Genomic DNA, 22,566 nt, shown 5'->3' on the forward strand with positions numbered 1-22,566 from the left:
CGATCGAGGACTTAACCAAATATAAAAGCGAACTCGTATTTATAACGTTTCTTCTGATTATCTAGTTTTGAGGGAATGACCTCAACAAAGAGTCTGGTAGTAATGGCGAGAAGGTCACACCCGTTCCCATACCGAACACGGAAGTTAAGCTTCTCAGCGCCGATGGTAGTTGGGGCGAAAGCCCCTGTGAGAGTAGGACGCTGCCAGGCGAAAGACAGGAATTTTCGTTTCTGTCTTTTTATTTCGCCGTTTGGCGATTGGAAAAAACTAACGCTTGTTTAAGTGTCCGAAGGAGCATGATTGGAAATCGTGTATACGTTAACCGCGTATCAAGGGTTCAAATCCCTTGCTCTCCTCCATACATATAAGAACTTAAATGTCACATAATTGGTGGCGTATTTTTTTGCACTATTTTTCCCCCAAATTAGTAAACTAAATATTCGCTTGTCCTGTCATTTTCTTTATAGTTCATAATTTTTGTAAAAATCACAGAGATTTATTATGATTAATACAACCAATAATTATGACCAAGTCCTAAGATTTGGTTGTAACTTTTAAATACTGGAGAACATTGCATGACAATTCAAACGAAACCAAGCATTACTGATTATTTTGAGTCAATGGAAATTGAGGCTTGCACTAGCAAGAGTGATTTTTGGAAACATGTTACGGCGGTAAATCCCATCTTGACAGAGGAACTTGCACCGCTTTTTAGCCGTACTAAGCAAGGAAATCTATATGCTGTGAAGAATCAGTCATTGCCCTTTAGTTTGGCAGTCGAATCATGGACTTTGTCTTTTCATAAGGCCTTTCTTAACTGGATCACCCAGCAAAAACAATTTAAGCCCAAGAGAATCTTGGAAATTGGATGTGACAATGGATTGTTGACTTGCTTGTACGCGACACTATACCCGGATGCGGAAGTGGTTGGTATCGATCGAGGGAATGCTGGAATACGCTGTGCTCAACAGTTAACCCGTAAGCTTGGACTTACTAACGTGAGCTTTTTTCAGAACGAATTTATGGAATTACCTGATCACTTTTTGACTCACTCGTTTGACCTGATTATTTCTGTACGTACGTTTCATGAGATTATGGGACCTGTTCTTATATCTAGGTATTGGTCTTTGCCAGAATACTTGAAGGGAAACCCAACGTATGGTGATAGAGCCTATATGCAGATCGTGGATGATTTGTTAACCGAGGAGGGGGTTTATTTTTCATGTGAACGATTGGAAAACCCCGCAGATTTAGGGAAATGGGCAAATTTGCTGAGAGATGCCAATCTACATGTCCAATGGCATGAGAGTGGATTAATTGATTATCATGAGTTTGGAGTAAAGAAAAGATCCCCAGTTATTATCGCAGCAAAAAAGGAAACTGGCTTGGATACATTGGATGGTATGGAACAACTATATACCAAGAATAGTCTACTTGTATTAGAGAATAGGAGTTTTTATCGCGGTGCCAAAGGGGAGTATGCCTTCCACCGCTTGGGGGAGAAAAAACTTCTTTCAGGGCAGTATCTACATGTAACCAACCATTGGTATGAGTTTAGATGTGAACTTTGGGAGACAAATAAATTCCTGCTTGTCTATTGCTATGGCAATATGGGGCATCGCCATTTGGAAATTCTATCGGCAGGAGCATACAGTGAGGGAAACATATTGTTAAATCAGCTCATGGAACCCTATATTCACCTAGGGCCAATTGTACATTACAAGAAGCTGGAAGAACGGCCAAGATAGTTGTTTGGATCATTTTCATTCCTTAATCCAAAAAAGTGATTAACTATGGTAAACTATTCCTATAAAAGGTGTGGAGCTCCTCACACCTTCCTTTTTCGTCCATTATTAAAAGAAGGAAGATTCTATGTTATTGTTTCCGAACCTGCAAGAAAATGGGAATGAACCGCAGTATTTACAATTGTATAAACATATTAAGGAAGAAATCTTGTCAAGTAAACTAGCAGCTGATACCCATCTGCCTTCTGTACGTAAACTCGCAGAGTTTTTAATGGTAAGTACTACTGTAGTGGAGACGGCTTATAGCCAACTAGTTTCTGAAGGACTAATCGAAAGTAAACCCCGCAAAGGTTTTTTTGTTCAAAATGCCTTGGAGCAACCTCCCATTGAATCTATTCAAGAGAAAAATAATAGTAGAAATTCATCTATAAATAAGGAGCGATTCTCCTATGACTTTCATATGTCACAAAATGATTTCTCTCAGTTTCCATATTCGTTATGGGGAAAACTTTATCAAGAGGCACTGAATTACGAGTCGGAAAACAATTTGTTTTTTGGCAATCCCCAAGGTGAATTAGGATTAAGAACTGCGTTAGCGGCTTATTTAAAACAAATTCGAGGGGTAGAGTGCAGCCCAGAACAAATTGTTATTGGCGCTGACCAATTTTGGCTAATGTCTATTCTGTCACTTATTTTAAAGCCACAGCATCAACACCTGGCAGCGGAAAATGCAAGTTATGTTTTAATTCCGTCTACTTTCAAACAAAATGGATATATAGTAACGAAAATACCGATGACCGATGAGGGGATAGACGTTCCACTGCTGTATAATACAAAAGCAACGATTGTGGCTGTTTCTCCTTCCCACTCCTTTCCAATTGGTGTGTTCATGTCGATGGATAAACGATATGAGCTATTAAGATGGGCAGAGAAGGTAAATGGTCTCATTATCGAGGATGATTATGATGGGGAATTTTATTATGGTAAGCCATTTCCAGCTATTCAAGGCATGCACCCGAATTCCCCGGTGATTTATCTTGGCGGCTTTTCACAGGCTGTTGCACCTGCTCTTTGTGTGTCTTACATGGTTTTACCTAAGATATTACTTCCACGCTATTATGAGGTGCAAAACGAAATACTGATTGAACAACCTTCTTCCAAACTTCATCAGCGGGCATTACAATTATTGATTGAACGAGGCCATTTAGAAAGACATTTGCGGAAAATGCGGACGTTATATCGAAGGAAGCATGATTTAATCGTTAAGTCTGTTGAAAAATATTTTAACGAATATGGTACAGTAAGCGGGACAAACGGGGGATTTCATATTATTTTGGAAATTACAAGTTCCACCACCGAGAAGGATCTACTCTTAAAGGCTGGAAACAAAGGAATAAGAGTCGCATCGGCAGCTTATTCCCGTGAAGAGAAGACTAACAAAAGGAAGAAATTTATCCTTGGTTTTGCTGGTATCCAAGAAGACCTCATTGAAGAAGGCATAGAGAGATTATTCCTTGCTTGGAATAAAGACCTGCTATTGGATTAACTGTCCTTTCCATTTTTATAAAACTGCCCATTTAACACCAACCGCTCATTTTTTATACTTAACACATATTGAAAGTGGGAGGAAATAGGATGAGCGTACGTTTTTTAGAAGGGCAACAGGTATACTTACGGCCGATCAGTTTGGAAGATACAGATTTTTATTTTTCAAAATTATATGATCCCGAAACAAGAAAGTTAACTGGAACTCAATTATGTTATACCATAGAGCAGATTTATCAGTATATAGAAAGGAAAGGACAAGATTCCTCTAGTTTATTATTATTGATTTGTGTTAAGGAGTCAGACCAGGTCATTGGGGACATCGCATTGCAAGACATTGATCACTATAATAGAAATGCGAACATTAGAATTTCGATCGATGTGAAAGAAAGCCGCGGCAAAGGGTACGGTTCCGAGGCCATGAAATTGCTTTTGGACTATGGGTTCGGCATCGTTAATTTACACAGAATTGAATTGAATGTATTTGCCTACAATGAGGTAGCCTTCTCTGTTTATAAGAAGCTCGGTTTTAAGCAAGAAGGAGTCCAAAGAGACGCTTTATTTTATGATCATCAGTATCATGACTCGATTACTATGAGTATTTTAGAGAATGAATTTCGATTATTGCATGAAAAATAGTTATTTACAGTGTCAGGGAAGAGTCCCTGACTTTATTTATGTCGAGACTATAGGCAATTTGCGGATTCAGACTTTCCCTTTTTATTTTTTTCACCCATTCAGGTATCCTTAATGTATCGCAGCAATGGAGGTTAACAACATGAAGAAAATATATGCTGATATCATTCAATTTCGCGGCAGCCATTATGATTTTGGGTTTATGCAAGGGGAACTCTTAAAGGATTCTATAATGGTAAAAAATCGGGAACAACAGTGGAAGGTGCGAAAACCACTTTTTCGCATTGATCTAGAGGAGACGAAACAAGTCTACCAACGTTTAGCCCCGGCTATCTGGGATGAATTTTTGGGATTGCAGGACGCATTGAAGTGGCCGATGGAACGCGTCTTGTTGGAATTTGGCGGTTACCGGGTGAACATTTATCCTTCCGGTTGTTCCATATATGTAGGGGGAAACTACCTCATTCGCAATTATGACTACCATCCGAAAACCTATGACGGACGCTTCACCCTATTTCAACCGAATGATGGCGGCTATGCCATCATCGGGCCGAGCCAGAAGGTAACGGGCAGAATGGACGGCTTGAATGAGAAAGGTTTAGCTTTGGGGTATACATTTATGAACCGTAAACGTCCGGGTGATGGGTTTGTTTGTAATATGATTGGCCGGTTGGCCTTAGAGCTATGCGCTACAGCAGAGGAAGCCGTCGATTTGCTGAAGGAAATTCCTCATCGTCATTCATTCAGCTACACTTTTTTTGATAAAAAGTGTCAAACCCCATATATTGTAGAGACTTCTCCAAGAAGAGTGGAAGTAAGAAGGGGCAATTCCTGTACCAATCATTTTCACATCTTGACAGAAGAAAATCGTCATCATTTGGATGATTCGCTGAAAAGGCAAGGAATTATGGAAAGGAACCAAATTCACGATATAAGTGGAATCGAAGCATTCAGGCTTTTAAACAAATCTGACCAGGGGGTTTTCTCGAAGCTTTATAGAAGTTGGGCAGGGACCATCCATACTTCCGCTTATTTCCCTGAAGACATGAAAGCCTGGTTCGCACTGGGCGGAGACCAGGATCCGGTACAGTTTGATTTTTCAGAGTGGCTTAATGGAGAAGATCTTCAGTTAGCACGGATTGAGGGAGAAGTGGATACCGATATTCCGTTTGTTCACATGGAAAAAGCGGACTGGTATTCGGACGTGAGGAAGCCATAATGACAACGCACCACTTAGCGCACCATCAATGAATGGTGCGCTTTTTTCTGTTTCGCCGAGGGAACCTAGAACTCAATAATCAATAGGAATAAAGGCTTGATTCGAATTGAATAGGTGACAAAGTCCGACAAATATTCGGAGTATTCATTCTATACAGAATAGGGCAATTTTGTTAAGATGAATTCACATACATATTTTGGAAAAAAAGGGGGCTTGGGAAAATTGGCGGAATTAATGAATCTTACTATAGGACAATTGCTTGAGGATGCCGCAGCAAAACAGCCAAATCATGAGGCATTGGTCTATCCTGACCGTGCTCTGCGTTATACCTATCAGCAATTCAATTCATTATGCCGTGATGCGGCCAAAGGCTTAATAAAATTAGGCATTGACACGGGGGAACATGTGGCTATTTGGGCAACAAATCGTCCCGAATGGGTAACTGCGCAGTTTGCAACTGGAAAAATGGGTGCTGTTCTGGTCACAGTTAACACGAGCTATCGGACTGCAGAGCTAGAATACCTATTAAAGCAATCTGATTCTACCACCTTAATCCTTATGGAAAACTTTCGAGATGCCTCATATATTGATATGCTTTACGATATTGTTCCTGAATTGAAAACCTCTGAACCTGGACAATTGAAGTCAGAGAAATTGCCTTATTTAAAAAATGTCATTGTGCTAGGAGAAAACCGCTACCCCGGGATGTACCATTGGGATGATATTGTTGCGTTAAGTGATGGAGTGTCAGACGATGAATTAGATAAGCGAATGATGACTCTTGATCCCGAAGACCCCATCAACATGCAGTACACCTCGGGAACCACTGGTTTTCCAAAAGGGGTCCTGTTGACTCATAAAAATCTCGTCAATAATGCTAAAAATATCGCTGAATGTATGAAATTGACCTCTATTGATCGGCTGTGTATCCCCGTTCCATTTTTCCATTGCTTTGGCTGTGTGATTAGGACATTGGCCTGCGTGACCGTAGAGGCAACGATGGTTCCTGTTCAGGAATTTGCACCAAAACAGGTGCTAGAAGCGGTGGAAAAAGAAAAGTGTACTGCCCTGCATGGTGTACCAACGATGTTTATCGCGGAATTAAATGATCCTGAGTTTACCAAATACGATTTATCCTGTTTAAGAACTGGTGTGATGGCCGGCTCCAATTGCCCAATTGAAGTGATGAAGGCAGTCATCGATAAGATGGGGGCAAGTGAAATCACAATTTGTTACGGACAGACAGAGGCCTCTCCAGTAATAACCCAGACGAGGACATATGACCCGATTGACCTAAGAGTTTCAACTGTTGGGAAAGCACTTCCAAACGTGGAGGTGAAGATTGTTGATCCACTAACCAATGAGGAACTGCCCTTTGGAGAACAAGGGGAGTTATGTTCTAGGGGATACCATGTCATGAAAGGTTACTATAAAAATCCAGAAGCGACAGCTGAAGCCATTGATGAAGAAGGCTGGCTTCATACTGGAGATCTTGCCGTCATGGATGAAAACGGCTATTGCATGATAACTGGCCGCATAAAGGACGTCATCATCCGCGGCGGTGAAAATGTTTACCCACGTGAAGTGGAGGAGTTTTTATATCAGCATCCTAAAGTATTAGACATACAAGTAGTCGGGGTGCCTGATGAAAAATTTGGCGAAGAAGTCATGGCTTGGATTAAGCTGAAAGAGGGACAAACCGCGACGCCTGAAGAAATCAGGGATTTCTGTTTAGGCAAAATTGCAAAATTTAAGATACCGCGATATATTGAGTTTTGCCAAGAATATCCGATGACAGCATCTGGAAAAATTCAAAAATTTAAACTTAAGAAAATGGCACAAAAAATGATTGCAGAGGCGAAAGCAACAAACTAGCGTAATGATAGCAGATTGTAGCACATAGATAAAAGCTTCATTGATGCTGCTATCAATGGAGCTTTTTCAATTCTTGACCTAAATGATTATCGTTCTTACCATTTTTTGAAACCATGTCCGTCCAGTAACTAAACTGAAAAATAGGCATAATAATGAGTGGAGGTGGATATTTTGAACAAACAAAATCAATTTCCCACAGCAATGAATGATATAGGGCAACCATCAGAGATGAGTCCAATCAACGGAGCAGAAAATAATCATGACACAGATCCTCCACTTGTGGAAATCAATCAACCATTAAAGACACAGAACCATCTTGAAGTAAGAGACCAGCATTCTTCTTAAACCAAAATCAAGCAGGTAGAACCAATATGGTTTTACCTGCTTTTTTATCCTTAAATTCCATTCAGTATTTAATGATAAATTTTTCCACAGCCTTTTTAAAATATTCCATCCGTATTTCCTAAATACTAGAAGAAAAACACTAGGGGGAATAAATAGTGGATGGTATGTTATCCAGGGAACACACTATTTTAATTGTCACATCCATTATCGTTGGGACGTTGGCACGGATTATTACCATCAAAGAAGACTTTAGGCAATATCCGAGCTATCCAAATGGGTACCTGATTCATTTAGTAACGGGATTTGTCGCAGCCTCACTAGGAGCGGTTGCCATCCCTGCATTAATGACCAAAAACTTTGTTGCTGTAACTTTTTTAACCTTGGCCATCCAGCAATTTAGAGATGTAAGAAAATCAGAAAGGGAGAGCCTAAAGGACCTGGAAAACACCGAATACGCCTATCGGGGAGATGCTTATATTGATGGAATTGCCAAAACCTTTGAGTCGAGGAATTATTTTTCATTAATCGTTGCTTTGGCGACTGGCATTACTTATGAAATTGTAGACAGCTCAGCGTGGATTAATACTATATGTAGTGCCGTTGTTGGGTTTATTATTCTTTACATATTGAAACGTTTTTCAAAAGGAAAATCCATTGGGGATATTGCAGAAGTAAAGGAAGCAAAAATAGAAGTGAAAAATCATGAGCTGTATGTGGACGGATTATATGTCACTAACCTGCTTGGTACAGAGAACGCATCGAAATTGTTTCTAGAGGAAGGAAGAGCTGTGGTCATTTATCCTAAGAAACATCATTTTCGGGTTACTTTAGAGAATTTCGGACAAAGGCAAGCGGCTCTTTTCGAGGCGACCAGAACCTTGGGCGTTAAGCGGTATCATTTTACACGCAGGGATTTTGAAAATGGCCGTGTGGTAATTGCTTTAGTGCCGATTATCAATGATAAAGATAAACTCATTGAAGCCGTAAAGAAAACACCACTTCTGGAGAGCACCAAAAAAAGCGAGTCGGTTATGAACTCAAATATGGTTGGGAGGGAATAACATGGGACGTGAAGCGAATACAGAACCTAAATACGATCTGCTCGCTCTAGTCACCTTGGATAAAAGCCGGATCTTAGGAGGCAAACAATTGACACTGTTGGCCAAAGATGAAGAGGAACAAAAAACAATGACTGCCGATATCGCCAAAGCATTAAAGGCAGACGTGGTTAAAATGAATTCTGGGGATTATCTAGTGATAAGAGTATAGCAGCCAAAAGCAGCCAAGGGGGCCATGGGGACGGTTCTTGTGGCGACAACACGTAAACCGCCCAGTCAAATAGCCAAAGCTTTAAAGACGGATGTGGTGAAAATGAATTCTGGGAATGATCTAGTGGTAAGTAATAAGACAACAAATGGGACTGCACAAAGCGATCCCTTTTGTTGTTAAAAAGAGGTGCACATTATTCATGTTATAAGGATTTTTTTATTTTAAAATTCGTTAGTAGCTTAAAAGGACCACGTATTTATTATGGGACACAACGGTCCGATTATTTTTAAAATGTTGTCCTGAATAGTTCTCAATGATTTCCACTATAACCGAGTTTTCTCCGACTTTTTCCACCTTACCTTTTATTCCGCTTGTAGAGACAATATTATCCCCAACACTTGCTTTCTTAAAAATCAAGGCAATCACTCCTAACTTATAAATGTGAAATCCCCTTAAAAAACCTTGATAATAAGGAATTTTAAAGGAAAAGGCAATTTATGTCATAAAGATTGTTAGGAATACTACCATATTAAATGGCAGCCACAGGGACGGTTCTTGTGGTAACAACATGTAAACCGCCCAGTCAACTTTTTTGAAATGAATGGTGGTACTGTTCCTTCATTCCAATCCCGATGTCTTTTACATATAATAGGGTACCATGAAGCAAAGTAGGTGAAAAAAGGTGACTTTTTTCAGGGATAACCATTATTTGTCTTACCGGCAACCACCTTACCGAAATAAAGATGATTACACGATTACGGTAGAAGGGAAAGGGAGGGTCACCGTGCAGCCTGACCAGGCCAATATAACTGTTGGCGTAATCACAACAGATTCAAATGTACAAACGGCCCAACAAGAAAATGCGAACATCACCAATCGAGTACTTGCTGCCATCAGAAAGGCTGGAATCGAACAGGATGACATAAAAACGAAGGTTTATACCGTCAACCCGAGATATGACTATGTGGAAGGAAAATCGGAATTTAGGGGGTATGAAGTAGAACATCTTTTTCAAATCACTGTCAAAGATTTATCTAAAATTGGGGCTATTTATGATTTAGCCATTAAGGAAGGCGCCAACCGAACGGAAAACATTCAGTTCCAAAACTCGCAAGAAGATCTTCATTATCTGCAGGCATTAACATTGGCAGTCAATAATGCGGTGACCAAAGCAGAGCAAATTGCCCATACCCTAGGGGTAATCTTGAATAGGATTCCACTTAAGGTAAGAGAACAGAGTCCCACTCCGCAAGTCTTTACCCAGATGAGTGCGGAATCATTGGCTTTTTCGGCCAAAAACACAACCACTCCGATACAGCCTGGTGAAAATACGTTACATGCAACGGTAAGCGCTGTTTTTCAATACAACCTATCGTAGTGATAGTTGGGATTAGTAAATTATTTTATGTTACCGTTTTGTGCAACTCTATTTTCTTTCAAAAAAGATTCAGGGCTTTGATATTTTGATCAAAGTCTTTTTTTATACACATGAGTATTTCTGACTAATTGACTATACAGTTCGAGGTTATGTCATTATATTGATAAAACGATAGGGTAAGTCTTTAACTGGTTCATATAATAAAAGTCGAAATTTGACTATTATTAATATTCTAATCATTATATACAATTCTGGATTTCACGTGGTATATTCAAAATAACTAATAAGAAAGGAGATATTTAATGAAAAAGAAGTCTATTTTATATTATGTTGTCCTGATTCTGGTACTTTCGTTGTTTCCAGTGCAAACAAAGGTTAATGCGGAAGAACCAGTTGTGGCCCAACTCAACAACCGTGGCTTTAAAGAAGCAGTGGAGGTTGGAGTTGGTGCATCGGATGTAGCACTTACTAGTGCGGTATTTGGAAAAGAGAATGGTAAGGACGTAGCCTATTCAACGGCAAATGGCGGTAAATTCAATGTCGTCGAGCTACAGACCAATAAGCTTTTGTTCTCTGCACAGCTCGGAGAAATCAATCAGGTTTGGTCACATTCATTGGCACCTGATGGGACAGTATATATTGCCGGTCTAGCTGCTGGAAACGTCGGAGAATTATGGAGTTATTCCCCGAGTACTAGGACAGTGAAGAAAATTGGAACTCCCGCTGCAGGTCATCAGCTTTGGAGCAGTACGGTTGATGAACAAGGAAATGTATACTTGGGAACCTACAAAGAGACGGATGGCAGGGTTATTCAATATAAGCCCTCTACCGGTGAATTTGTTGACTTTGGAAAAGTGGATGACCGGGATGGCAGTTATGTCCGGTCATTGGCATACCATGATGGATACCTTTATGCAGGTTTAGGCGTAACAGGCAAGGTATATCGGATCTATGTTCAGACAAGGGAAAAAGAGGATATTACAAAAAATGTCCCAGAGTTAATCGGAAAACCAATTGAACAAGTAAAATTTGCCTACGATATGGCCGTGGCAGGGAATTATTTATTTGTCCGATTTGATGATGGACAAACCAACACATTATTGTTTTACAATTTGACAGAGCAAAAGTGGATGGACAAAAAGCTAACGAAATTAAATGATGGTTCTGCAGACGATTTCGGTGCTTTCGGCTATACACAGCTTCCTGTACATGGAGATAAAGCGTATGTCATTTATAATCGATCTATTACGGAAATCGATTTAAATACACTGGAGTCAAGGAACACTGGTTTCAATTATGCAGCAGGCTGGCGCGGCGGTGCCATTGTCGACCTCGGTAGAACGGATCTTCCAGGGCTTTCGCTTGTCTCATTGAAACGGACAGGTCAAGTACTGGTAGCCAATTTTGAGAAAAACTTCCTAACAGAACTCCCGAATGTTATGGAAGCAAAGCCGCTATTGTTACATAACCTTGGTAAAGGCCCCGATGGCAATTTGTATATGACGACCTATCCAGGCGGACCAAAAGGAGCGCAATACAATCCGAAAACGAACTCCTTCGTGTCTTATTCGCAAGGACAAGCGGAAGGCATGGCAGCCGGTAATGGGACCGATATGTATTTTGGAGTATACCCGGGTGCTTCCATTCAAAAGATGAATACAGAAACATTAAAGCAAGAAACATTGTTTAATATAAAAGACACCTATGAGCAGGATCGACCATATATTATGAAGTTTATCGAAAATAAGCTGTTTATTGGCACCATTCCTGATTATCAAAAGTTAGGGGGTGCACTGACGATTTATGATCCAGCCACCGGAGCACGTGAAACCCATCGTAACATTGTTCAAGATCAGAGTATTGTTGGACTTGCTTATAAAGATGGACTAGTCTATGGCTCTACCACCATTCGTGGAGGTCTGGATATTCAGCCCACCGCCTCTAAAGCCAAAATGTTTGTATGGGACGTTGCCGGTCAGAAAAAGGTAACAGAATTTGCATTAAATATCCCTGAGTTGGATCAACCGCCAATGATCAGCGGTCTTACATTTGACAGTGACGGGCTCCTATGGGGAGCGGTCGATGGCATTCTTTTTGCTATGAATCCTAAAACCTATGAAATTGTAAAATATAAAAACTTTTATCCCGAAGTTAAAAACCGCGGAATGTGGCGTCCGGTTCATATTCTATTTGGGAAAGACGGTTTATTGTATACCGACCTTGCTGGTAAACTAACCGTCGTGGATCCGAAGTCCTCTGACTTAAAACACGTCACACTCATTTCGTCAGCGCCTGAGGTTGATTTCATGGCTTTAGCAGAAGAGGCGAACGGCAATGAAAATATCTACTTCCTGGAAAACGGGACAACCGTGCTAAAAATGATACCTGTCATTGATGGCGGGACAGTCGTGCAACCACCGTCAGGTCCAGTAACAGAAGTAGTTTCTGTTCCAATCAGCAATGCAGGTTTTGAAGAAGTAAACGTGGATGGGAAAATCCCAGGCTGGTCTTCACTGTTTGGAAATTTCACCACCAATGTATCCTTTGAGGTGAGCGAAACCCGTAGTAAAACAGGGGATAACAGCTTGAAGGTTGTCGACAAATCACAAGCTGAGACTGTTTTTGCCCAAACGGACCCAATTCCAGTAGAGGCTGGTACAGAATATACTGGAAGCGTTAACTTATTTTTAGAGGATGGCAGCGCCAGTTTCTTTTTACGCTATTACGACGAAGCAGGTAAACAGGTTGGTAAAGATACGGATGGCGTCAATATTATTCATGTTCGGAGCGGATATAAAGAATGGCAAACCGTTACGGCTAAAGTTGTTGCACCAGAAGGGGCAAAATATGCAAGGCTTTTTGCTGGTACTTCTAATTACTTTACAACCAATGGTGCTTATTATGATGACTTTAAACTGACATTTGAAAAAACCGTGGAGCCGGAGCCTGAGATGATATCTGTTCCAATGGATCTCAAAAATGCGGGCTTTGAAGCGGCTTTAGAAGATGAATCAATACCAGGCTGGTCTCTTATGAATGGTGACTTAGCTCCAGGAACCAGTTATGAAATCAGTCAAGTTCAAGCAAGTAAAGGAAGATTTAGTGTTAAAGTAGCTGATACGACAACTTCAGGGTCAGTCTATCTACAAAGTGATTCACAACAAGTAACTCCTGGTACTCAGTATACAGCTACAGCTGATATGTATTTGGAGGATGGCAGAGCAAGCTTCTTTATGCGTTTCTTTGATGCGAAAGGCAAGCAAGTGGGCGGTGATACTGCCACAAGCCTGGTTCACGTCACAAGTGGCCATAAAGAGTGGCAAACCGTGAAGGCAACAGCTGTTGCGCCAGAGGGTGCGGTAACGGCCAGGTTATTTGCTGGAGTATCAAATGCGTGGACAACCAATGGAGTTTACTACGACAACTTCTCGTTATCGTATGAAAGAGAAGTTCAGCCAGGTGATCCAGAAGTCCCAATAGGACCAGCTCCTGTTACTCATCAATGGGTCAAACAGGGAGCAAAATGGTATGCGGAGGATAAAATGACAGGCAAACCGGTTACTGGCTGGTTACAAGAAGACCAATACACCTTCTACCTGGATCTAAATGGCCAAGCTAAAACAAGCTGGTTGCAAAAGGAACATCAATGGTACTACTTTGACGATAATGGTGTTATGTTAACTGGCTGGTTCAAGGCTGGTAACCAGTGGTATTTTGCTGCACAAAGTGGTGAAATGCAAAAAGGCTGGCTTGAGCAGGATGGTAAAAAGTTTTACCTAAACGAGAGTGGTGCAAGAGTAGCCGGCTGGCTTCAATTGGATGGAGAACGGTACTATTTTGACCAGAATGGTGTTATGCAGACTGGCGAAGTTTTAATTAACAATCAGTTTTATTCCTTTTCAGAAGATGGTAGATTAGTAAAATAACAGTTAACTAAATCATTCATTTTACGGAAGAATCCCCCACTGTTAATCATGCTGGGGGTTCTTTTATATATAGAAATGATGTAGAATGTATAAACTTTAATATTTTTCAGAATAGTATTGAATCAAGCCAAAATAGCCATTAAAATTTTATTTAAACCAGATATAGACCAAAGAGTAAAACTCTAAAGACTACTAGTATGATAAAAATTGTTGTAAGTTTGCTTCAAAGTTTATTTTGTGAAGAGCGGACTCTCTGAAATTTAATTAGTATTTATATTGAAAGGATTAGGGATTATCATGAGCGGAAAGAAAAGTCGCGATATCTTTAAAGAACAACTAAACAAAATGGTATCAACAGTAAGACAGCAAATATTTAATGGTGAGATTGCTTTAGGGGAATATCTTCCTTCAGAACTGATATTGGCCGAACAATTTGACCTGAGTAAAAACTCCGTTCGGAAAGGGCTTGAAGAGCTTGTTGAGGAAGGGTTGATTGTCAAGAAATCGCGGATTGGTAACCAGGTCATTTCTAATCAGTCATTCGATCAGACCATCTTGAGGGTAGGTTATTATCCTTCTTTAATAAGCGAAGCTCAATTTCCTGTATTAATCCGGAAGTTTGAGCAAAATCATCCTACCATCAAGGTCCAAACCATTGCTCTACCTTATGATCATTATCAGCAAACGGTCCATGATTTTTTTCAAAATGACCTAATTGATGTGGCCACGATTAATCACAAGGACTTTATGGAATTTCCTGACTACTACGATATATTTGAGGAGCAAGAGCTTGAGAAGGAACTTTATCCGTTTTTACAGCAGCCATTTAAGTCACTGATGAATAAAAATAAAGTTTATGTACGTCCGTTTATTTTTTCGCCTATTGTTTTGTGCTATAACAAGGGACATTTCGATGAAAGTCAGCTTCCATACCCTGATAGCGGTTGGAGTTGGGACGAAGCTTTAGATGCGGCCAAGGGTTTAATGTTGGAACAAGGGAGAGCGTGCGGACTGTACTTTCATCCATTGTCTTTTAATAGATGGCCGATTTTTATGTTGCAGAATAGGGTAGAGTTTAAGCAGGATACAGCAGGAAATATTGTATTTCCAGCTGACAGGATGCTCGAAAGTGCAGGGTACATTCGGAAGACTTTTGATGTACAGGGGATTACCCATTCTTTTTTATCAGACAATGACCGTGACGCGGAAAAATTGTTTGTAGAAAAGCAATCTTCCATGATTGTTACCTCTTATTTCAGTCTAAACGAAATTAGTAAGCATTCTATCGATTATGATATTGCACCCTTACCCTATATAAAAGACCCAGGTACATTGTTATTAATTATTGGATTAGCCATAAACAAGTACACGAAAAAGAAGGAGGCGGCAAAACAATTTGTTGATTTTATGACGGGTGAAATGGCACAAGAAGAAATCCGCACGACAACCTTAAGTATTCCAGCCATGAAGCGGGTTGCGGAGAAATCAGGTAGCGAAATGGTTTATAAGCCATCTAGATTCTATCTATTCAGGGAAGTCATACCAACCTTTAAACTTTACTCAGACCTTGGACTCAGTTCAACAGAGTTAGTGGAAATGCGAAATGAATTACGGGTTTTCCTGTCCGATCTAATGGATGATAAAATTTTCCAGCAACGTCTTAAAATAAAACTGTTGCCCCACAAAGTGAGCGAAAAGGTAGAATGAAAGAAGGGGATCATGAAAATAGGTATAGGTTTAAATAAAAGTGTAAAGTCTCTGCAGGAGGATTTTTAAGGAACTTGCTTTTGGGAGAGTAGGAGGAATGGGCGTGATTGTCCTTTACGCCCTCAGGACTGCTTTTCTGGAATAACAAAAGGGACTGCTGAACAAAGCAATCCCTACTGCTATTTCATTCCCAATGTTATTAAATTAGCTCTCTAAAGTTAAAAAAGTTAACACTTTTCCGACCTTTGGATTATAGATCGATTGTTCGTACACTATTTCGTTCTCCTTGGCATCGAGAAGCCAACAATTTGCCGGCACTTCTCCCTCTCGAACTTCTTCTTGTTCGCTTGGCTGACAAAAAAACATTGCCGCCTTACTTCGCGGATCCACTTCCACATCAAATGACTTTAACATCCGTTTTCCTTGATATACTTTAATAATTTTCGAATGCTGGGATTGGACGACCGCGTATTTATCGTCTGCAAAATCCACTAGTCGGTTTAATAGGGAAAATAAAGAAACCTGATATTTGGTATCTGCAATCGTTTTGAGTTCCTCAATGGTAGCTCTCTGGTTAATTGGATCTTTCAATAATTCTTCTGATGGAATCAGCAGATTGGATGCAAATTTATGGGCCTCCATTTCTTCAACCTCATCCGTTAAAAGAGAAGAAGTCCCCATTGTTATGCCTTCCTGTTCGTTTTTGCTCCGATACTTTCTCGAAATATAGTTTGGCTTTAAGTGCCATGGAATCAAAAAATGGCCAATTAAAGTTGCAAGGGTAAATTTTTTCCTAGCTTGAAATGGTATGTTTTGATCCAACAGGATAATCGGATGATCGCCCTGGATTAGCAGCCCTTCACCTTCCTCTAAATCATCCTCCAACACTTTTATCCCTGCCTCTTTTGCCAGGCTATACAAATCAATTGGCAATGTACCATCTGCTTTTTCTTTCAGCAGATGGTCAGCGTAATCAGAAGCCGAGTCAAACAGCAAATCGACTTTTATTTTCCTGCCAGTTGCCAGGAAGGCTGCGTATTCTAATAATTTTTCTTTATCATGTGCATTCAATGAATGAATAATTTTTAGAAAAACTCGATCAGAATTGGCAAGTTGGTCCTGGTTTTGGGTTTGAGTTAAACCGGAAACCAGGTATTCCGTAGAAACCTTTAACGCAAACGATAATTTTCTTAACGCTTCGAAAGATGGCTTTCTGACCCCGGATTCATATTGGCTGATGGCAGGTGGTTTCAGTCCTACTTTATTGGCCAATTCCGTTTGCGACATCTTCAATTCTTTTCTTCTATTTTTAATTCGTTCATGTACCGAATTTGTCATCTTGTTATTCCTTTTCATAACGTTATGGTAACTGAATTATAACATAATAACAAAAATATTGACAATAGATGTAACTAACGTTATATTGAGATTAACAAAATAGTAAATGTTGTTATAAGTAAAATTTTTATAAAGGTAACAACAGGGATTAATACATCACAGGGGGAATGAACATGTACTTTAACCAATTTGAAAAAAACATACTACCATTGCCATTAAAAGCAACTTATGAGAAAGAAGACCTTCGAACCGATGATTTTCTAATGTTAAAGGAAGACAATGTTGAAGTCTTTTGGGCACCATTCGAATACATAAATAATGAGGCGAAAGTGATCATTCTAGGGATTACGCCTGGATGGACCCAAATGGAGCTTGCTTTTAATTACGTTCGCCATCACATCCATGTGGAAGAGTATGAGCAAATGATGAGCAATGCCAAAAAAAATGCCAGTTTTGGCGGGACGACCATGAGGAAAAACCTTTATGATATGTTGAATGGTATTGGGCTTCAACATACTTTGAATATTGATAGCTGTGAGCAATTATTTGGGAATCAGCACCACCTATTGCATACGACCTCGGTATTGAGATATCCAGTCTTTGTTGACGGGCAAAATTATACAGGCAGCAAACCCAAGATGTTAAAAACGAAAGCATTCCTAAACATGATAAATGAAGAGTTAGTCCCTGAGCTAAACAGCCTTCCAAACGCGATCATCATTCCAACAGGCAAGGCGGTGTCAGATGTGCTGCAGTATTTAATTGAGGAAAATAAAATCCAAAATAAAACGATTCTTTTCAATTTTCCTCATCCATCTGGAGCAAATGGTCATCGGAAGAAACAGTATGAAGCCAACAAAGAAAACTTTAAGGCTCAATTGGCTCAAAGCAACATATAGAAAAGAAAGTTGATAACATCAGATAAAGCTTTTTTGTCTGAAACAATTAAAAAATCCATCAAGCTTACTACATAGATGGATTTTTTATGTCTTTTTGGCAGTTGGTTTGCTTTATAATGAAATATAAACAGAATTTTCGTCCAAATAAGGAGATGTTTATTTTGCTTCTAGTTTCACCGTCGAAAATTGCTAGCTTTTTTTATCATGAATGCGAGAGATTTCTATACTATCATTCTCTATCCAAGAAAGACAAGCTTGAACTGGATATACCAAAAGAAATTATCGAAAATCACAATGCCAATACCGCCATTATGGCTGGAGGGATTGTATGGGAAGAAAAAGTCGTTACGGATTATTTAGCTGACAATGTGGTGATTGGGGCAGGGGATATGCCACTTTCCAACCGTTACATAAAATTCGATGCTTTGCTCCAAGAGTTAAAAAACCCAAGCAAACAATACATATATCAGCCTACCTTTTCCATTCCTGACCGTTTTTATCAAAAATACAAGATCGACAGGGAAAAGATCACATTCACTGATTGCCGGCCTGATTTGATTGAATGCTTTCCTGGAGAATCCGGTATTCAATTTCGAATTATTGATGTGAAGTCCTCTGAGGTCTTAAAAGTATCGCACCGGGTTCAGACGGCTCTTTATGCGATGATTCTTCAGTCTATCCTCGAGGAACATCAAATCATGGGAGAAATTTTAATAGAAGAAACAGGGATTTGGCTTTACGAACAGGAAAAACCGCAATTCCTATCCGTTCAACATTTGATCCCTTACTTGGAAGATTTTTTAGTGGGTAAGTTAAATGAACTTCCCGAAAAACAACTTGAAGAAGTTTTTTGGCATTTAGACTATCGTTGTGAATGGTGCAGTTTATTTGATTACTGCTTGGAAAAGGCGAAGGAACAGCAGCATGTATCGTTGTTCCCGTACCTTTCCAGCCAAGGGTCCCGATTTATCCGGGAAAACGGATTACCGCTTACTATCGAAGAGTTCGCTGACTATGTTACCGATCAAGACCAATTAAAGACCCTTGAGAAAAGCGCTAGTTTAAGAGGCCGGGTGTTAAGGATTGATAAGCAGCTGGACTCGTTGAAAAACAGGGAAGTGATTCCATACGAAAGCTTTGCCACCGATATGCCGATTGGGGAAAACATTCGCTTGATCCTGACCGTGCAGCGGGATCAGGTGTCAGGAAGAGTGTATGCGGCTTCCATTTACCGAATCAGTGGAAGTGAACTGTTTGGGAGCAAGTCGGAAAAGTATCACTATATTGCCGAATCATCTGACCAGGAGTCTCTTATCGTGTGCCAATTTGTTGACCAGCTTTATAACATATTGGAAACAGTGCATTCGTACAACATGGAAAGAGATTGGAAGGAACAAAAAAGCGTTCAGTCCTATGTTACCGACAATTATGAATGGAACAATGTCCAGGAAATTCTCAATGTGCTGTTGGAAGATCCGGAGTATCAGGAAAAGGCTCTACACCTGATGTTTTATTTTCATAGTGATTTGTTATCGGAAACGGATGAACATCCGGAGGATATGATTCCATTCCCCATCATTGTTCTCACTACTGTGGTTAGCCGCTTGTTTGCTCTGCCGGCTCACATTGCTTATCGTTTAGAAGATTTATCAGAGTATATCGCTTCTCAAAGCGATTGGCCTTTTGAATATAAGTCTAAAGAATATTTATCTTTCAAACTTACAAACGTCATGAAATCCGATATTATACACGAGGTATGGAATGACAAGGTAACAGAAAAGCTGGAATGGATTAAAAGCGAACTGGACAGACGACTAAACCTTGCCAACAGCGTGGTTTCCGGGATTCGTGCTGCCGCAAAAGACCTGAGTGGCCGTTCGCTCCTGTTTGCTTGGCCTGAAAAGTTTAAACTGCCTACTGTCAGACATTATAAGCATGCTGTTTTATCCAAGCTGGCATTTGCCACCCGATATGAGACCCTATTAAGTTACCTGGAAATCCGCAGTGCACGGGCTTTATCCTTGAAGGAAAAGGAGGAAGCTGGCACGACCTTACACCTTACTTATGTGGATGACGGGCTTTTCCGATTGCATAACAGTCAGGTGGCTGCTGAGCTGGAGACGCGTGACGCTTGGATAATAACGGAGAAAAATGCCGCTGGCGAATTGGAACAGCTGAAGTTTAATGATTATCGGTATCGTAATGTTATGTATCCGCCTAAAAAAGCGAATCTATACTATACCAAAATCAAAGACATCGTCCATGAAAACGGACAGGTATTTTTAAAATTAGAGATGCCGAGAAAAGAAACCAAGTTTGATTTTTATCAGGGTGAGCATTATTTGGTGTCAAAACGGTATACGGATTGGACAAGCAAACGGGTCCTTGGCGCACTTGATACGATTGATGAGGAAGACCACCGGGTTTTAGGGCTTTTTGATCATCCTGCTGAAATGAGCAAGAAGTTAATGAAAAAATGGGATGACGAAGAGGTGAAACAGCTTGTCAACCAGGCGGGCTTGACGAAAAGCCAGCGCAAGGCGTTTCGGCATTTCTTGAACAAAACGCTCACCCTTTGTTGGGGACCGCCTGGAACAGGCAAAACCCATTTCATTGCGACTTCGGTTCTTCTATTGTCGCAAATCTATCAAAAAAGAAGGCCGTTAAGGATACTGGTATCCGGGTTTACTCATGCGGCCATTGAGAATGTGTTGGTGAAAATCCAACAGCTCCATAAAAAAGAGAAAATCAAAGTGGGTAAATTGAATCAGGTAACCACTGCCAAAGCTAGAAACATCGAAATGGTTTATGAAAAAGGAGTACAGGATTGGCTGGAGGACAATTGCACCACGATCCTTGGGGCGACCCTCTATAATATTCAAAAAACCTACGATAACGGCTGGAATGAATTAGATTTTGACATCGTGATTTTGGATGAGGCTTCCCAGGTAAGAACGGCTGATTCTTTACTGGCACTTAGCCATTTGAAGGCGGCAGGGAGGATGCTGATTGTAGGTGACCATTTTCAATTACCGCCTATTGTAAAAGGAAATTATCTGGTCAAGGAAAACGAACCCAATGTCTATGACTCTATTTTTAAATTATTGTTCGAGTTGGATGTTGATCAAAAATATACCTGTCAGTTAACAGAAAACTTCCGGATGAACGAAGTGCTTTGTCGCTATCCAGCATCGATGATCTACGGACCAAACTACACAGCCTTCAATGCGAGCATCGCTAACCAAAAAATTCAATTGGCCAATCAACCGAGCTTGGATTGGGTGGAAACCATTGCCAACCCCGATTATCCGTTAGTTGTCTGTGTCTATGATGGCATCCAGGAATCCCAAGCCAATGCCATGGAAGCAGGATGGGTCGCCCAATTATCGAAGGAGTTCCGCTATTCGTTAATAGACGAGCATGGAAATCCGTATGAGGATAGTGGATCTGGTGATAGGGAATTCTGGCAGAAAGGATTGTTCATTATATCCCCTCACCATGCGCAAATCAGGGAGATTAATCGGCAGCTGGAGGAACAAGGGCTGCGACCTGAATTCTTTGTTGGTACCGTAGATAAAATGCAAGGGCAGGAAAGTGACGTCGCCATCATCAGCTACGGAGTGGCGGACCTTGAACAGGCGGTTATGGAAGGAGAGTTTATTTACAGCCTCAATCGTCTAAATGTGTCTATCACTAGAGGAAGAAGTAAGACAATCGTATTCCTATCCAGACAGCTGTTGTCACCTGCTCTTGAAATTATTACAAATGATGAGCTTAGTGAGGGTGTCCATTTTATGAGGCAGCTTGAGAAATATTCCCAAGAGAATGGGGAAACGGTGGAATACCAGTTCGGGGAAGTCGGTTTAAAGGTGTACAGAGTTATGGGGAATTAAGTCATGATAATCAATTTAATCGAGTCAAGGCCAAGACCTGCCTTTGAGTTTAACGATTAATACACTTCTTTTTTCTCTATTTAGATAATATGTATAAAAAAGAATTGTCTAAAGAACTTGGGGGTGTTTATGAGTCAAGAAGTGTTCATGAAGATGGCTGTGGATTTAGCACTTGAGAATGTTCTAAATCATAGGGGAGGGCCGTTTGGTGCGATTATTGTAAGAAATGGCCGGATTATAAGTATTGGCCGAAATCAAGTTTCCTCAAAGAACGATCCCACAGCTCACGCGGAAATGGACGCGATCCGGGCTGCCTGCCAATATTTGAACACATATCAGCTGACTGGTTGTGAACTTTACACAAGCAGTGAACCGTGCCCGATGTGTTTAGGAGCAGTTTACTGGGCCAGACTTAAAGGAGTTTACTATGCTGCATCAAGAAAAGATGCAGCCAAAATTGGCTTTGAAGATGATTACATCTATCACCAATTCACGTTGCCGGTCGAACAACGCATCATTCCGATGTCACAAATCCTGACAAAAAATACGTACGAACCCTATTATGCTTGGGTTAACCAACCAAATAAACAACAATACTGACAGGATGTTGTTTTACTTGGTTGTATATCTTAAATGAACGGACTGCCCTATTAGGCAGTCTCAGGCTGTCGAAAAACCCTTCGGCAGCCTCTTATTACATCTAATTACTTTAACAGTTCACCGCGTTAATATGATATAATATCATTAACAATAGATTTTAATGAGGTGAATGGCATTGTTTAAACCTAAAG

General features: G+C 40.4%; 16 protein-coding genes and 1 rRNA gene. 15 read left to right on the plus strand and 2 right to left on the minus strand.

Annotated elements, in window-relative coordinates; all coding sequences use genetic code 11:
* Positions 1-92: 92 nt before the first annotated feature.
* The 9 genes from rrf to BN2425_RS03385 all read left to right on the plus strand — a co-directional run bounded on the left by rrf (position 93) and on the right by BN2425_RS03385 (position 8,634).
* Positions 93-209 (plus strand): 5S ribosomal RNA (rrf, locus tag BN2425_RS03350).
* A gap of 366 nt (positions 210-575) precedes the next feature.
* Positions 576-1,748 (plus strand): methyltransferase domain-containing protein, encoded by a 1,173-nt coding sequence (locus tag BN2425_RS03355; RefSeq protein ID WP_042455027.1) that lies wholly within the window; start codon positions 576-578, stop codon positions 1,746-1,748.
* 124 nt (positions 1,749-1,872) lie between these two features.
* Positions 1,873-3,291 (plus strand): MocR-like pyridoxine biosynthesis transcription factor PdxR, encoded by a 1,419-nt coding sequence (pdxR, locus tag BN2425_RS03360; protein ID WP_042455029.1) that lies wholly within the window; start codon positions 1,873-1,875, stop codon positions 3,289-3,291.
* A gap of 89 nt (positions 3,292-3,380) precedes the next feature.
* Positions 3,381-3,929 (plus strand): GNAT family N-acetyltransferase, encoded by a 549-nt coding sequence (locus BN2425_RS03365; RefSeq protein WP_042455031.1) that lies wholly within the window; start codon positions 3,381-3,383, stop codon positions 3,927-3,929.
* Positions 3,930-4,068: 139 nt separating this feature from the next.
* On the plus strand, positions 4,069-5,145 hold the full coding sequence (locus BN2425_RS03370; RefSeq protein WP_042455033.1) for a C45 family autoproteolytic acyltransferase/hydolase: 1,077 nt from the start codon (positions 4,069-4,071) through the stop codon (positions 5,143-5,145).
* 234 nt (positions 5,146-5,379) lie between these two features.
* Positions 5,380-7,020, plus strand: a complete 1,641-nt coding sequence (locus BN2425_RS03375; protein ID WP_235714561.1) for an AMP-binding protein — start codon at positions 5,380-5,382, stop codon at positions 7,018-7,020.
* Between the two features lie 171 nt (positions 7,021-7,191).
* Positions 7,192-7,365 carry a hypothetical protein gene (locus BN2425_RS22435; RefSeq protein WP_154663453.1) on the plus strand — a complete coding sequence of 58 codons (174 nt, stop codon included), beginning with the start codon at positions 7,192-7,194 and terminating at the stop codon, positions 7,363-7,365.
* Between the two features lie 164 nt (positions 7,366-7,529).
* On the plus strand, positions 7,530-8,426 hold the full coding sequence (locus tag BN2425_RS03380) for a YIEGIA family protein (RefSeq protein ID WP_235714562.1): 897 nt from the start codon (positions 7,530-7,532) through the stop codon (positions 8,424-8,426).
* Position 8,427: 1 nt separating this feature from the next.
* A complete protein-coding gene (locus tag BN2425_RS03385) occupies positions 8,428-8,634 on the plus strand; it encodes a capping complex subunit for YIEGIA (protein WP_042455040.1) in 207 nt (68 codons plus the stop codon).
* 231 nt (positions 8,635-8,865) lie between these two features.
* Here the strand turns inward: BN2425_RS03385 and BN2425_RS03390 are convergent, their stop codons facing one another.
* The gene (locus BN2425_RS03390; protein ID WP_042455042.1) at positions 8,866-9,051 is read right to left on the minus strand and encodes a DUF2187 family protein; all 186 of its coding nucleotides are present in this window, start codon (positions 9,049-9,051) and stop codon (positions 8,866-8,868) included.
* 265 nt (positions 9,052-9,316) lie between these two features.
* Here BN2425_RS03390 and BN2425_RS03395 point away from each other — a divergent pair, with 265 nt between their 5' ends.
* From BN2425_RS03395 to BN2425_RS03405, 3 genes are all read left to right on the plus strand, one after another.
* Positions 9,317-10,012: an SIMPL domain-containing protein gene (locus BN2425_RS03395; protein WP_052352759.1), complete on the plus strand. Its 696-nt coding sequence runs from the start codon at positions 9,317-9,319 to the stop codon at positions 10,010-10,012.
* A gap of 302 nt (positions 10,013-10,314) precedes the next feature.
* Positions 10,315-13,938 (plus strand): carbohydrate binding domain-containing protein, encoded by a 3,624-nt coding sequence (locus BN2425_RS03400; RefSeq protein WP_052352760.1) that lies wholly within the window; start codon positions 10,315-10,317, stop codon positions 13,936-13,938.
* A 297-nt stretch (positions 13,939-14,235) separates the two neighbouring features.
* Entirely contained in the window at positions 14,236-15,645 is a 1,410-nt protein-coding gene (locus BN2425_RS03405) for an extracellular solute-binding protein (protein ID WP_042455045.1), read from the plus strand.
* Between the two features lie 204 nt (positions 15,646-15,849).
* Here the strand turns inward: BN2425_RS03405 and BN2425_RS03410 are convergent, their stop codons facing one another.
* Positions 15,850-16,983 carry a helix-turn-helix domain-containing protein gene (locus tag BN2425_RS03410; RefSeq protein WP_052352761.1) on the minus strand — a complete coding sequence of 378 codons (1,134 nt, stop codon included), beginning with the start codon at positions 16,981-16,983 and terminating at the stop codon, positions 15,850-15,852.
* Positions 16,984-17,156: 173 nt separating this feature from the next.
* Here BN2425_RS03410 and BN2425_RS03415 point away from each other — a divergent pair, with 173 nt between their 5' ends.
* The 3 genes from BN2425_RS03415 (at position 17,157) to BN2425_RS03425 (ending at position 22,375) form a co-directional block, all read left to right on the plus strand.
* A complete protein-coding gene (locus BN2425_RS03415; protein WP_195891893.1) occupies positions 17,157-17,882 on the plus strand; it encodes a uracil-DNA glycosylase family protein in 726 nt (241 codons plus the stop codon).
* Between the two features lie 152 nt (positions 17,883-18,034).
* Positions 18,035-21,775 (plus strand): bifunctional RecB family nuclease/DEAD/DEAH box helicase, encoded by a 3,741-nt coding sequence (locus BN2425_RS03420; RefSeq protein ID WP_154663455.1) that lies wholly within the window; start codon positions 18,035-18,037, stop codon positions 21,773-21,775.
* Between the two features lie 129 nt (positions 21,776-21,904).
* The gene (locus BN2425_RS03425; protein ID WP_042455051.1) at positions 21,905-22,375 is read left to right on the plus strand and encodes a nucleoside deaminase; all 471 of its coding nucleotides are present in this window, start codon (positions 21,905-21,907) and stop codon (positions 22,373-22,375) included.
* The last annotated feature ends 191 nt before the right edge of the window (positions 22,376-22,566 follow it).

This window comes from Neobacillus dielmonensis, assembly GCF_000612665.1.
GTDB lineage: Bacteria > Bacillota > Bacilli > Bacillales > Cytobacillaceae > Neobacillus > Neobacillus dielmonensis.

Coding starts and splice junctions, on each gene's coding strand:
- BN2425_RS03355 (WP_042455027.1), top strand. CDS start 576: ATGACAATTCAAACGAAACCAAGCATTACTGATTATTTTGAGTCAATG.
- pdxR (WP_042455029.1), top strand. CDS start 1,873: ATGTTATTGTTTCCGAACCTGCAAGAAAATGGGAATGAACCGCAGTAT.
- BN2425_RS03365 (WP_042455031.1), top strand. CDS start 3,381: ATGAGCGTACGTTTTTTAGAAGGGCAACAGGTATACTTACGGCCGATC.
- BN2425_RS03370 (WP_042455033.1), top strand. CDS start 4,069: ATGAAGAAAATATATGCTGATATCATTCAATTTCGCGGCAGCCATTAT.
- BN2425_RS03375 (WP_235714561.1), top strand. CDS start 5,380: ATGAATCTTACTATAGGACAATTGCTTGAGGATGCCGCAGCAAAACAG.
- BN2425_RS03380 (WP_235714562.1), top strand. CDS start 7,530: ATGTTATCCAGGGAACACACTATTTTAATTGTCACATCCATTATCGTT.
- BN2425_RS03385 (WP_042455040.1), top strand. CDS start 8,428: ATGGGACGTGAAGCGAATACAGAACCTAAATACGATCTGCTCGCTCTA.
- BN2425_RS03400 (WP_052352760.1), top strand. CDS start 10,315: ATGAAAAAGAAGTCTATTTTATATTATGTTGTCCTGATTCTGGTACTT.
- BN2425_RS03405 (WP_042455045.1), top strand. CDS start 14,236: ATGAGCGGAAAGAAAAGTCGCGATATCTTTAAAGAACAACTAAACAAA.
- BN2425_RS03410 (WP_052352761.1), bottom strand. CDS start 16,983: ATGACAAATTCGGTACATGAACGAATTAAAAATAGAAGAAAAGAATTG.
- BN2425_RS03415 (WP_195891893.1), top strand. CDS start 17,157: ATGTACTTTAACCAATTTGAAAAAAACATACTACCATTGCCATTAAAA.
- BN2425_RS03420 (WP_154663455.1), top strand. CDS start 18,035: ATGTTTATTTTGCTTCTAGTTTCACCGTCGAAAATTGCTAGCTTTTTT.
- BN2425_RS03425 (WP_042455051.1), top strand. CDS start 21,905: ATGAGTCAAGAAGTGTTCATGAAGATGGCTGTGGATTTAGCACTTGAG.